Below are 12,594 nucleotides of genomic sequence, written 5' to 3' on the forward strand. Positions count from 1 at the left end.
ACTTGTACTAGTTAAAATAGCTCAAGGCTGTGTTGCTCTCAATCCCAATAGCCAGCTATTGCTCAATCGAGCGCCTTACCTTGAGTTATTTTTCCTGCGCACAACAAGATCACAAACTTAATGGAACTGGTATAATACCGAAATATAGGTAAAATGCAGATATCTTCACCAAATATAACGGCACTATGACTCAAGCCTTTAATTACCAAACAACATTTATATTAGACAAATCTCACTTTAGTGAATGCTATGATGAATCGGTAGCCGTGCCAACGTTTGCTGCGCTATATCGTAAGGGCGCATTTTTGCTAGTGATAGGCGCAGGGTTAGTGATGTTTTCTGAACTTAATCCGTATCCCGCGTGGTTTATTTTCTCTTTAGGCTTATTAGAGATTGTCAGCAGTCGCTATAAAAAAGCCTGGTGGGTTGCACGGCAGATGTTAAGTAAAGTGGCGAAAGCTGAGGTAAGCTTACAAATCAACGCAGACAGTGTACATATATCGTCATTTTATAACGATAATCGCATGAAGTTTAGCGATATAGAACGAATAACAGCCACAGATAATGGTTGGCTGATCACTCATCATTCATTTAGACACTATGTTTCTAACCGTTGCCTTGATGAGTCGGCTAAAGCTTTTTTGCAGGCTAAAATTAGCTGATAGCTTATAGGTCATGCTTGTTAGTTTTTTTAAGCATTTTTGACCTTTTTAGTTTAATAACAATTTAGTCAAAACTGAGTAAAATCGTATAAAAGCTGAATGAGAATAATTCTCAAAAACCTTGACAGTGCTCAGTATCTTCATTAGTCTGACGGAAAATATAAATTCATCAATTTTTTGATTATTTAGGCGGGTTTCACGTTGAATAAAATCTGGTTTTCTCCTTTGGTATTAATTGCACTTTTAGGTGCAAGTCTTAATGTGGCAGCAACTGACGAGGTTAATGTTTACTCTTACCGTCAACCGTTTCTGGTTGAACCTTTATTTAATGAATTCACTAAAGCAAGTGGTATTAAAGTTAATGTAGTTTTTGCCAAAAAAGGTATGGCCGAGCGCTTAACTCGTGAAGGTGAATACAGTCCGGCAGATATCTTATTAACCACAGATATTAGCCGTTTAATTGAATTAAAGGCTAAAGGCTTATTACAACCGGCTCAATCTACTGAACTCAGTGTGGCAATCCCTGCGCAATTTAAAGCCGCGGATGATACTTGGTATGCGTTAACGACACGGGTGCGAAATATTTACTCAGCAAAAAGATTAGGTAAAATTGACTTCAATTATGAAGATCTTGCTGATGAAAAATACCAAGGCAGAATTTGTACACGCAGTGGTAAGCATCCTTACAATGTCGCTTTAGTAGCTTCGATGATCGCAGAACACGGTAAAGCAGATACGCTAACCTGGTTGCAAAAAGTGAAAGCTAACTTAGCGCGTAAACCACAAGGCAGTGATCGTGCACAAGTGCAAGCTATTCACCAAAACCTATGTGACATCTCGTTAGGTAATAGTTATTATTTTGGCAATATGCTCAAAGATGAAAAGCAAAAGCTTTGGGCTGACGCAGTTTATATTAACTTCCCGAATCAAAATAATCGTGGTGCTCATGTCAATATCTCTGGTATGGCGATGGCAAAATACGCACCTAATAAAGTCAATGCCTTGGCATTAATGAACTTTTTAGTCTCAGCACCGGCGCAAAAAATGTATGCGGAAACCAACATGGAATATCCTGTTCGCCCAGGGGTAAAGCCTTCTAAATTAGTTGCTGCTTGGGGGCAATTTAAAGCCGATGATTTATCGTTAGAAACTATCGCTAAACACCGTAAAGCTGCTTTGATTTTGTTGGATAAAGCAAAATTTGATCTATAGCGCTTACCATTAAGTTCTCGTCTCATGCTCGCCGGTAATAAAAATACCAGTTGGAAATTTTTCAGCTGGTTTTTTGCCTTAGCCTTAATGTCGCCCATTGTGGTGATGTTATTGGGCAGCATCAATGCGTCTAGCGATCTTTTTAGCCACTTATGGGCGACGGTATTACCTGAATATATCCGTAATACCCTCGTGCTTGGCGTATTGGTGGCCTTGCTCTCATTCTGCTTTGGTGTGCCAGCCGCCGCTCTTATTAGCCAAACTAATATTGTTATGGGCAAGCAATTAAGATGGTTGCTGATGTTGCCTCTCGCTATGCCTGCCTATCTGGTGGCTTATCTATATACTGATTTATTTGATTATGCCGGCCCAGTGCAACGTTTATTACGCGCATGGTTTGATTGGCAGTCACCCAATGATTATTACTTTTTTGATATTAGAACCATAGGCGGTGCAGCGGTGGTTATTGCCTTGGTGATGTTTCCATATGTTTACATGTTGACACGTACTGCTTTTGAGCAACAAGACCGTAATCTGCTAAGAGCAAGTCGGTTATTGGGCTGTACCGAGCGGCAAAGTTTTTATCAGATGACCTTACCTTTAGCTCGCCCGGCTATTGCCGTGTCATTAGCGCTAGTCACCATGGAAACATTAGCCGACTTTGCCACCGTACAATACTTTGCGGTCAGTACTTTAACCACGGCTATTTATGACACTTGGCTCGGCTACAGCGATTTTGCTGCCGCTAACGCCTTAGCCAGTGTATTGATGTTGTTTATTTTATTTATTGTCATCGCAGAGCAACGAGCCAGAGCCGGGCAGCGACATCAATCGAGCCGGCCAAATACCCAACATCAGCGCAAGCAGCTTAGTATTGCTCAGCAAATCATTGGCAGTATATTTTGTTGGTTTTTAGTCTTTGCTGGTTTTTTATTACCGGTTATTTTATTGCTGGTGATGGTAATAAATTATGCTGATTACCCACAATTTATTGCGTTAATTGCTACCGGAAAAAACAGTATTGAAATTGCAATTTACACCGCGACCATTGCGACAGTAATTGCCTTAATACTGGCTTTATTTCAACGTTTACATCAAAGTCGCAGCCGCATGATCCCAGTGCAAATTTCTGGCTTTGGTTATGCTATTCCAGGTACTGTACTTGCTATGGCCATGCTAGCGACTTTTGGTCCATTAGATCATGTTATTAACGATGTCGCCAAGGCTTTAGGTTTTACCGCGCCGGGCTTAATACTGTCAGGCACTGTTTTTGCTATTGTCTTTGCTTATATAGTCAGGTTTTCAGCCATCGCTAATGGCACCATTAACGCGGGTATTAGCCAAATTCCGAAATCCCTTGATTTAGCACCAGCCAGTTTAGGCGTAAAAACCTTGCCGGCAATTTTTCGTGTCCATCTGCCGTTATTAAAATCATCTATTCTGGTTGCTTGGTTGTTAGTTTTTGTTGAAGCTATGAAAGAGTTACCGGCGGTACTATTATTGCGACCGTTTAACTTTGAAACCTTGAGTACGCAGATATATCAGCTTATTTCAGATGAACGCTTAGAGCAGGGCGCGTTAGGCGCTATTTTAATTGTTTTGTTTGGTTTATTGCCGATTATTATTCTTAACCGCCAGAAGGACAACCCGTGAAGCCCCTTATCCATATTGAAAATTTAGCGGTTGAATTACAAGCAAAAGTCATTTTAACACAAGTTGACTTATCGTTAGCTAAAGGTGAAATATTAGGACTTGTTGGTCCTAGCGGTTGCGGCAAAACAACCTTACTAAATACCTTAGCAGGCTTTGTCGAACAAAGTGCAGGCACCATCGAAATTAACACCAGTAACCAGCAGCAAATAAAAATCAGTACTGCCGATATGTTGCCAGCAGAACAACGTAATATCGGGATGATATTTCAAGATTATGCTTTGTTCCCTCACCTTAGTGTTAATGAAAACATTTGTTTTGGTTTGAAAAAACTAACTAAAACAGAGCAAAAAAAACGTTGTGAAGAATTATTGACCTTACTTGAATTAACTGAGTTTGGGCAACGTTACCCACATCAATTATCTGGCGGGCAGCAGCAACGAGTTGCTATCGCTCGGGCGTTAGCTCCACAGCCTAGTTTATTATTACTAGATGAACCTTTTTCAAATATTGATGCCAGACTACGTAATGAGTTAATGATTGAGATCAGACAGTTATTAAAACGTTTGGGTATGACCGCTATTTTTGTTACTCATAATAAAGATGAGGTATTCACCTTTGCGGATAAAATTGCCGTTATGCACCAAGGTCAGGTGTTACAAATTGGCTCTCCTGCCAATGTGTGTCAGCAGCCTAATAGTTGGCAAGTAGCTGATTTCCTACAACTCGGTAGTTGGCTGCCGGTGGCATTAGTCGCGGGGGTAAATCACACACAAGTGACAAGCTCCATTGGCCAATTAGCGGCCAGTGCTATCGCTAATGTCTTAGTAGACAACAAGCATGACTCGACAGTTAATTACCAATTATTGGTTAAGCCTAATAATATCGACTTATGTCAGCAACAGGTTTGTAATGTCCTCGTTGAACATATCGGCGTAACTGAGCAAGGCTATCACTATTTACTCAGTAGTATTGAGCAAAACAGTGCATTAGCCTTTTCACATCTGAGCTTTTACAGTCAAGAGCTGTTCGCCTTAGGTGATAAGTTAGCGATAAAGTTAAAGGGTGAACATTTTAACTTATATACTCGCTCGACTTGAATCTGCAAATTTTTGCCAGTCGAAACAGGATGAATTTATTGTCACTGTCGCTAATTTTTGACACTAAAATGACTTTTTAAATGACAAAAAATTAATTTTCTGTCTAAATTGGGTGTCAGATCCACAAAAGCCCCCAATTTCATTCACTTCCCTCAAAGCCTTTATTTAACAGGCACTCAGCGTGATCAATTTAGAAAAACTTTGCTTGACATAAGTTTACTTTACTCACTAAACTGTAACAATGTGGTGAAAAGTGGAAATAAGTGGATCGCAGTTGATGCCAAAATTATATCCCAAAACATAAAGTGGATAACAAAGTAGATTATGTTCAGAGGCACTAGTGCAATAACACTCGACAGCAAAAATAGGATCACGATACCGACGCGGTACCGTGAGGAGCTATTTGCTGATTGCCAAGGAAAAATGGTCTGTACTGTAGATATTCAACATCCATGTTTATTGTTATATCCACTACCCGAATGGGAAGAAATAGAATTAAAGCTTTGTGAATTGTCGAGTATGAATCCACAAGAGCGTTTATTACAACAAGTGTTATTAGGTAATGCCTCAGATTGCGAAATCGATAAAAGTGGCCGTTTATTAATTCATGGTCCACTGCGCCAACATGCAGGCTTGAAAAAAAACTTGATGTTGGTAGGTCAGTTGAGAAAGTTTGAAATCTGGAATGATAGCGCTTGGCAACACCAAATGCAGCACGGCATTGCACAAATTCAGTCAGGTGAAATAGAGCTCACTGACCGATTACTTGATTTATCTTTATGATAAATCGTTCGATGAAAATAATGATAACTAGATGGCGTTGATAAATTTATAATGCAACATGATAATGCACATATTTCAGTTCTGCTGGCCGAGTCAATCTCTGGATTGGCGATAAAACCAGAGGGTACTTATATCGACTGTACTTTCGGTCGTGGCGGGCATTCAGGTTTAATTCTTGATAATTTGGGCCCCAACGGGCGCCTGATCGCGATAGACAGAGATCTAACCGCGATAGCAGCAGCAGAAAAGTATGCTGACGATAAGCGTTTTATTATCGAACATCACGGTTTTGCTGACTTACAGATGATTGTTGAAAAGCATCAATTAACTGAAAAAATAGATGGGATTTTACTTGATCTTGGCGTGTCATCGCCGCAACTCGATGAAGCAGAACGTGGTTTTAGCTTTATGAAAGACGGTCCACTCGATATGCGAATGGATATCACACGTGGTCAAACAGCCGCTGAGTGGATAGCGGTAGCCGACGTTGAAGATATTACTTGGGTGCTACGAACCTTTGGCGAAGAAAAACATGCTTGGCGAATTGCTAATGCTATTGTTGACGAACGTGAAGAAACGCCACTGATACGTACCGGGCAATTAGCGCAGTTAATTAAGAAAACCGCGCCACAAAGAGAAATGAAAAAGCATCCTGCTACACGCAGTTTTCAAGCGATTCGCATTTATATTAATAGTGAATTAGAGCAAATCGAAAAAGTGTTGTCCGCGTCTTTGTCAGTATTGGCCACCGATGGTCGTTTGGTGGTGATTAGTTTTCACTCACTCGAAGACCGGTTAGTGAAGCAGTTTATGAAAAAACATTCGCAAGGTAAAAAAGTACCACGGGGTTTGCCCATCAGCGAAGAAGAATTGAATAAAGGTAAAAACTTGAGCCTAATTGGCCGCAGGTTAAAGCCAAGCAAAGATGAAGTGGAAGAAAATGTTCGCTCTCGCAGCTCAGTACTAAGGGTTGCACAGAGACTGGCGCGCTAACCATGGTGCGCTAGCATGGCAACCAAAAAAGTGGTGTTAATCCATGATATTTGGCATGACATTCAACGCCATTTAGCTATTTATGGCGTGCTGCTGTTGGTATTAATATCAGCGTTTTCAGTTGTTTATTTTACCCACTTAAATCGACAAACAACCAGTAAAATTGAAGTTTTATTAACTGAGCGTGACGCGTTGGAAATTGAATGGCGCAACCTATTACTAGAACAAAATAGCCTAGCCGAACATAGCGCGATAGAAAGCAGTGCAGCAAAGCAACTTAATATGACAAGGCCAGATGCAAGCTCGGAAATTATTATTATATTACCATGATTTATTACCACGGGTATGGCAATGAAAAAACCAGCACAACTTAATCCAAACACAGTAGCATGGCGTTTTTACGTTGTGCTAGCTGCTGTTGTGCTGATTTATGCCGGCTTGATGGCCCGTACAGCTTATATTCAAGTGTTTGAACCTGACATGTTGAAAAAACAGGGTGACAATCGTTCATTGCGCACCAATACTAAAACCGTGCAACGGGGCTCGATTGTTGACCGTAATGGCCATGAATTAGCTATTAGTGTGCCAGTAGAAACGGTTTGGGCTGATCCTAAAATTATTTTTGATTCTAATGCCCTATCGATGACAAAACATTGGCAGGCTTTGGCTGATGTGCTGGGCCAAGACGTTAGTGAATTAAAAGCGAGAGTGACTGAAAACCCAAGTAAACGCTTTGTTTATATTGAACGTAAAGTTGCTCCCGCTATGGCCGGTTATATTCAAGAATTGAAAATTCCTGGTATTTATTTGCGTAAAGAATCTAAACGCTTTTATCCTGCAGGTGAAATAAGCGCCCATCTTGTTGGTTTCACTAATGTTGATGATAAAGGCATTGAAGGGGTTGAACACGTTTATGATCAACTGCTGACTGGCGAAAATGGCGAGAAAAAATATCGTAAAGACGCCAAAGGTCGAAAAATAGAAATATTGTCGGTTAAAGCAGCCACGCCACCAGAAAATATTACCTTGAGTATCGATCAACGTATTCAAGCACTGGCTTATCGTGAATTAAAGGGCGCAGTTAAAGCGTTTAAAGCGACCTCAGGCTCAGCTGTGGTTACCAATGTCAATACCGGTGAAGTCTTGGCCTTAGTGAACAGCCCGTCATATAACCCAAATAATCGCTCGGGTGTCGCGATTCATCGTTTTCGTAACCGTGCTATTACCGATATTTACGAGCCGGGCTCTACTATGAAGCCTTTAACGGTATTAACGGCTTTGGAATTTGGCAGTATAAAAAAAGACAGTATTATTGACACTTCTCCTGGCTGGATGCGTTTAGGTGGCAGTCGTGTTTCTGATGCACGTTATCTTGGTAAAATTACCCTATCAGAACTATTAGTACACTCCTCTAATGTCGGGACCACCAAGTTGGCGTTATCCGTACCAAAAAACTATCTTATTGATAAATTTTTTGATGCAGGATTCTCTGAAGAGACAGGCACTGGCTTGGTTGGTGAAAGTTCAGGCATGATGCACGATAGACCACGTTGGTCAAAATTTGAATTAGCGACATTATCTTGGGGTCACGGCGTAGCCATTACGCCTATTCAATTGGCGCGTTTTTACACCACTCTAGCTAATGGTGGCGTTAAAATGCCCTTAACGATTTTAAAACAAGACGCAGCATCACTAGCGCAGCAAAAACGTGAACGTATTTTTTCTGCTGAGAATAGTCAAAATGTTGTCGAGTTACTGGAAAACGTGGTTAATCAACATTACACCGTCGCAAAAGTAGATGGTTACCGTGTTGGCGGTAAAAGTGGTACGGCGATTAAAGCGTTTGCTGGTGGTTATGGTGATGACTATGTCGGCTTGTTTGCCGGTATAGCACCGATTTCAGATCCCGAAATTGCCGTGGTCGTGGTGATTGATGACCCAGGTGGTGATCTATATCATGGCGGCGAAGTGGCTGCGCCAGTCTTTTCCCGAATTATGAAGGGCACGTTACGACTACTTAACGTGCCGCCTGATGACAACAGCCGAGTATCTTCTGCGCAAACAGAGCAAAAAGTGAAAAGTTCATCCAAGGAGCGTGACCATGTCTGATCACGCTTTAGACGTTGCTACTCAAGCAAGAAACTTTATTGCTCAAAACTTTGCTGCTATCGAGGCAGTATTAAGTTTGGGTGAAATGTCGCTAACAACACGTGATTTAACGCAACTTAAAGCGCGCTTTAGTCAGCAAGCTAGTGCGACTAAGGCTAATTTAGTTAACGACACACGAGCACTCCTTGCCGGTGATGTATTTTGTGCAGTTATTGGCAGCTTACGCGATGGTCGCGAATATATTGCTCAGGCGCTTGCCGCGAATTGTGTGATGGTAGTGCAAGAAACTACAGAGTCATCAAAACATGGTCAACTCACTTGGTGTCAACAGGCATCAGGTAATGCGATACCGGTATTAAGTTATTTTCAACTTAATCATGAGTTATTTGAGCTGGCCAAAGCGTTTTATAACGCGCCCCAGCAATATTTTAATGTCATTGGTATTACTGGCACTAATGGCAAAACCAGCACCAGTCAAATTATTGCTAACTTATTAGATACTTGTCAGAAAAATTGTGCGGTTATTGGTACCAATGGCGCGGGCAAACTTGCGCACTTGCAAGCGATTGAAAACACTACGCCTGGTGCGACAGAGTTGCATCAACTGCTGGCGTTATTTGCTGAAGAAAAAATTACCGATGTAGCAATGGAAGTATCATCGCACGCCTTAGCGCAAAAACGCGTTACTGCAAGCTTATTTAATACCGCAGTTTTTACTAATTTAAGCCGTGATCATTTAGATTATCATCAAACCATGACCGAATATGCCGCGGCGAAGCGAGCAATATTTACTGGTGATGATAAGCAAATTGCGATTATTAATGGCGATGACCGACAAGCGCAAAGCTGGTTAGCACAGTGGCCAAGATTACAGCCGGTGGTGGTTTATGGTCGAGGTAAAAACATTGCTGATTTTACGCGCTTTGCTCAAGCACTTAATGTTGAACATCACACTAACGGTGTGAGCTTTACGCTCAGCACTGAGCAAGGCCAAGCTGAAATTCGTAGTCAGTTGTTAGGTGACTTTAATGTTGAAAACCTTTTAGCGGCGATTGCTGTGTTGATGGTCGAAGATATAGCCCTAACAATTATTGCTAGCGCGATTAGCCAACTGGTGCCAATTATCGGCCGTATGGAAGCCTTTTCCTCTGCTGGTAAGCCGACTACTGTTGTCGACTATGCTCACACCCCCGATGCATTGGCTAGCGCGTTAGATGCTTGTCGCTTACATTGTCATGGCAAGTTATGGCTAGTGTTTGGCTGTGGTGGTGATCGTGATATCGGTAAGCGGGCATTGATGGCGAAGGTGGCAGAAAGTAAAGCCGATCACATCATCATTACCAACGATAATCCCCGCAGCGAAGACCCTGATGCTATTGCCGCTGATATTATTGCTGGCCTAGGAAAAACTGCTCGCTTTGAAAAAATATTAGACAGAAAAACGGCCGTTTTAATGGCATTAACACAAGCCGGTGCTAATGATGTCGTGCTTTGTGCCGGTAAAGGCCACGAAGACTACATTATTTTTGGTAATGAAAAACGCCATTATGATGAACGCGCAGTAGTACAAGCATTTTACTCAGCAGAAAAAGAAGTAACGGTATGATCTCGTTAACCCTAACCGAATTGGCACAAGCTATTAACGGCGAACTATTAGGTGAAAACTTAACTATAAGTGCTATTAGTACTGACAGTCGAGCATTAAAAGCAGGTGATGTTTTCTTAGCCTTGCAAGGACCAAACTTTGATGGTCACAAATTTTTAACCCAAGCCAGTGAACTTGGCTGTAGCGCTGTTATTGTCCAGCAAGCTCAAGACCCGCTTAACATTGCGCAAATAGTGGTTAAAGATACCCATCAAGCATTAGGCGACATTGCGGCTTATGTCAAAGCCGAAGTGGCGCCAAAAACTGTTGCGATTACTGGCAGTAGTGGCAAAACCACAGTAAAAGAGATGGTGGCGGCGATTTTAAATCGCTTAGGTAATGTCTTGGCCACCAAAGGAAATTTTAATAACGACATTGGTGTGCCGTTGACGTTATTACGACTAGAACAACAACATGACTTTGCCGTGGTGGAATTAGGCGCCAATCATATTGGTGAAATTGCTTATACTGCTGCGCTGGTTAAGCCAGATGTTGCGATGATTAATAATATCGCTGCGGCCCATTTAGAAGGCTTTGGCGATTTATGTGGTGTTGCCCGTGCCAAAGGTGAAATTTTCTCTGGCTTAAACGCCGGTGGTGTTGCGATTTATAATCAAGACACCCCGTGGGCTGACAAATGGCAATGGCGCTTAACTGACAAACAAGTGCGGCGCTTTTCCTGTCAAGGCAGCGCAGATTGTTATAGCTATGAAGAAACCTTAGATGACAATGGCTGTGCCAGTTTCAAGTTAATAACGCCGATCGGCAATACTTATATTGAACTCACTGTGCCAGGCCATCATAACGTCTGCAATGCGGTTGCGGCTGCAACAGTAGCGTTAGAGTTTGGTGCTAGCTTAGATGATGTTCGCTTGGGTTTAGCCGCTATGGCCCAGGTAAAAGGGCGTTTGAATCTCCATCAATTGAGTAGCAAAATTAAGTTAATCGATGATAGCTATAACGCCAATGTTGAATCAATCAATGCCGCGTCAGATTTATTGGCGAGCTACCCAGGGCGTAGGGTGCTTATTCTTGGTGACATGGGTGAATTAGGTGGTGAAGCACGTCGCTACCACCAAGAGGTTGGCGAACATGCAAAAAGTAAAGGGATTGATGATTTGTTGACCTTGGGCGTATTAAGTCAAAATGCCTCTGACGCCTTTTATCAAGGGCGCAATAATCAGGCTCAACATTTTAGTAGTAAAGAAAAACTCATGTCACGTTTACAGCAGTTACTTCAAGGTGAAGAACAGCAAGTGACACTATTAGTTAAAGGTTCGCGCAGTGCTCATATGGAAGACGTAGTGGCTGGTATTATTAAATGGCATAACAGTCAGACTATGCAGGAGCAGGCATAATGTTACTTTGGTTAGGTGAGTATCTCACCCCGTATTATTCATTCTTTAATGTTTTTTCTTATTTAACATTTAGAGCCATTATATCAACGCTGACCGCGTTGATTATCTCGTTATATTTTGGCCCTAAATTGATCCGCGCTCTGCAAAATATGCAGATTGGCCAAACTATTCGTGACGATGGTCCAGAAAGTCATTTAGTCAAATCGGGTACGCCCACCATGGGTGGGCTATTAATATTAGCGTCAATTGTGGTCAGCGTTTTATTGTGGGCTGATTTAACTAATACCTATGTTTGGGTGGTGTTGTTTGTTTTAGTCAGCTTTGGCTTAATCGGTTTTGTTGACGATTACCGAAAAGTTATTCGTAAAGACTCTAATGGTTTAATTGCCCGTTGGAAGTATTTTTGGCAAACCGTTATTGGCTTAGCAACGGCAATATTTTTATATCAATTTGCCCAAAGCCCTGAAGAAACCACGCTATTAATTCCATTTGTTAAAGATGTGTTACCGCAGTTAGGTTTACTCTATATCGGCTTAGTCTATTTTGTTATTGTCGGCACCAGTAATGCCGTTAACTTAACCGATGGTCTTGATGGCCTAGCGATTGTGCCAACCATTATGGTAGCGGGTGCGTTTGCGATATTTGCTTATATGACCGGCAATGCCAATTTTTCTGAGTATTTACATATTCCACACATTGCCTTGGCGAGTGAACTTGTGGTGGTTTGTACCGCTATTGTTGGCGCCGGATTAGGCTTTTTATGGTTTAACACTTACCCTGCGCAAGTTTTTATGGGCGATGTTGGCTCACTGGCTTTAGGTGCTGCGTTAGGTGTTATTGCTGTGCTTGTTAGGCAAGAGTTGGTGTTATTTATTATGGGGGGCGTTTTTGTTATTGAAACCCTGTCAGTTATTTTACAGGTTGGCTCTTACAAGTTGCGCGGGCAACGAATTTTTCGTATGGCGCCAATTCATCATCACTACGAGTTAAAAGGTTGGCCCGAGCCAAGAGTGATTGTGCGCTTTTGGATAATTTCTTTAGTCTTGGTATTGGTTGGATTAGCAACCTTGAAATTAAGGTAA

11 protein-coding genes are annotated in these 12,594 nt (G+C 41.8%); all 11 read left to right on the forward strand.

Features of this window, described 5'->3' with window-relative positions:
* Positions 1-185: 185 nt before the first annotated feature.
* The 11 genes from ESZ39_RS14345 (at position 186) to mraY (ending at position 12,594) form a co-directional block, all read left to right on the forward strand.
* Positions 186-662: a YcxB family protein gene (locus ESZ39_RS14345; protein ID WP_146880593.1), complete on the forward strand. Its 477-nt coding sequence runs from the start codon at positions 186-188 to the stop codon at positions 660-662.
* A 210-nt stretch (positions 663-872) separates the two neighbouring features.
* Positions 873-1,874 carry an extracellular solute-binding protein gene (locus ESZ39_RS14350; RefSeq protein WP_146880623.1) on the forward strand — a complete coding sequence of 334 codons (1,002 nt, stop codon included), beginning with the start codon at positions 873-875 and terminating at the stop codon, positions 1,872-1,874.
* A 24-nt stretch (positions 1,875-1,898) separates the two neighbouring features.
* Positions 1,899-3,527 carry an ABC transporter permease gene (locus tag ESZ39_RS14355; protein WP_146880595.1) on the forward strand — a complete coding sequence of 543 codons (1,629 nt, stop codon included), beginning with the start codon at positions 1,899-1,901 and terminating at the stop codon, positions 3,525-3,527.
* Entirely contained in the window at positions 3,524-4,624 is a 1,101-nt protein-coding gene (locus ESZ39_RS14360) for an ABC transporter ATP-binding protein (protein WP_146880596.1), read from the forward strand. The genes ESZ39_RS14355 and ESZ39_RS14360 overlap by 4 nt, the downstream gene beginning before the upstream one ends.
* A 324-nt stretch (positions 4,625-4,948) precedes the next feature.
* Positions 4,949-5,407, forward strand: a complete 459-nt coding sequence (mraZ, locus tag ESZ39_RS14365; RefSeq protein WP_146880597.1) for a division/cell wall cluster transcriptional repressor MraZ — start codon at positions 4,949-4,951, stop codon at positions 5,405-5,407.
* Between the two features lie 51 nt (positions 5,408-5,458).
* Entirely contained in the window at positions 5,459-6,400 is a 942-nt protein-coding gene (gene rsmH, locus ESZ39_RS14370) for a 16S rRNA (cytosine(1402)-N(4))-methyltransferase RsmH (RefSeq protein WP_146880599.1), read from the forward strand.
* Positions 6,401-6,415: 15 nt separating this feature from the next.
* Entirely contained in the window at positions 6,416-6,730 is a 315-nt protein-coding gene (gene ftsL, locus ESZ39_RS14375) for a cell division protein FtsL (RefSeq protein WP_146880601.1), read from the forward strand.
* Positions 6,731-6,745: 15 nt separating this feature from the next.
* Positions 6,746-8,509: a peptidoglycan D,D-transpeptidase FtsI family protein gene (locus tag ESZ39_RS14380; RefSeq protein WP_146880603.1), complete on the forward strand. Its 1,764-nt coding sequence runs from the start codon at positions 6,746-6,748 to the stop codon at positions 8,507-8,509.
* Positions 8,502-10,115, forward strand: coding sequence for a UDP-N-acetylmuramoyl-L-alanyl-D-glutamate--2,6-diaminopimelate ligase (locus ESZ39_RS14385; protein ID WP_146880604.1), 1,614 nt, complete (start codon positions 8,502-8,504; stop codon positions 10,113-10,115). The genes ESZ39_RS14380 and ESZ39_RS14385 overlap by 8 nt, the downstream gene beginning before the upstream one ends.
* Positions 10,112-11,512 (forward strand): UDP-N-acetylmuramoyl-tripeptide--D-alanyl-D-alanine ligase, encoded by a 1,401-nt coding sequence (locus ESZ39_RS14390; RefSeq protein ID WP_146880606.1) that lies wholly within the window; start codon positions 10,112-10,114, stop codon positions 11,510-11,512. Before ESZ39_RS14385 ends, ESZ39_RS14390 begins: the two co-directional genes overlap by 4 nt.
* Entirely contained in the window at positions 11,512-12,594 is a 1,083-nt protein-coding gene (gene mraY, locus ESZ39_RS14395) for a phospho-N-acetylmuramoyl-pentapeptide-transferase (protein WP_146880608.1), read from the forward strand. Before ESZ39_RS14390 ends, mraY begins: the two co-directional genes overlap by 1 nt.

It is taken from the genome of Colwellia sp. C1TZA3 (assembly GCF_007954265.1).
Lineage (GTDB): Bacteria > Pseudomonadota > Gammaproteobacteria > Enterobacterales > Alteromonadaceae > Cognaticolwellia.

Excerpts from the sequence above, each read along its gene's own strand:
- ESZ39_RS14345 (WP_146880593.1), top strand. The coding sequence starts at position 186 with ATGACTCAAGCCTTTAATTACCAAACAACATTTATATTAGACAAATCT.
- ESZ39_RS14355 (WP_146880595.1), top strand. The coding sequence starts at position 1,899 with ATGCTCGCCGGTAATAAAAATACCAGTTGGAAATTTTTCAGCTGGTTT.
- mraZ (WP_146880597.1), top strand. The coding sequence starts at position 4,949 with ATGTTCAGAGGCACTAGTGCAATAACACTCGACAGCAAAAATAGGATC.
- rsmH (WP_146880599.1), top strand. The coding sequence starts at position 5,459 with ATGCAACATGATAATGCACATATTTCAGTTCTGCTGGCCGAGTCAATC.
- ftsL (WP_146880601.1), top strand. The coding sequence starts at position 6,416 with ATGGCAACCAAAAAAGTGGTGTTAATCCATGATATTTGGCATGACATT.
- ESZ39_RS14380 (WP_146880603.1), top strand. The coding sequence starts at position 6,746 with ATGGCAATGAAAAAACCAGCACAACTTAATCCAAACACAGTAGCATGG.
- ESZ39_RS14385 (WP_146880604.1), top strand. The coding sequence starts at position 8,502 with ATGTCTGATCACGCTTTAGACGTTGCTACTCAAGCAAGAAACTTTATT.
- ESZ39_RS14390 (WP_146880606.1), top strand. The coding sequence starts at position 10,112 with ATGATCTCGTTAACCCTAACCGAATTGGCACAAGCTATTAACGGCGAA.
- mraY (WP_146880608.1), top strand. The coding sequence starts at position 11,512 with ATGTTACTTTGGTTAGGTGAGTATCTCACCCCGTATTATTCATTCTTT.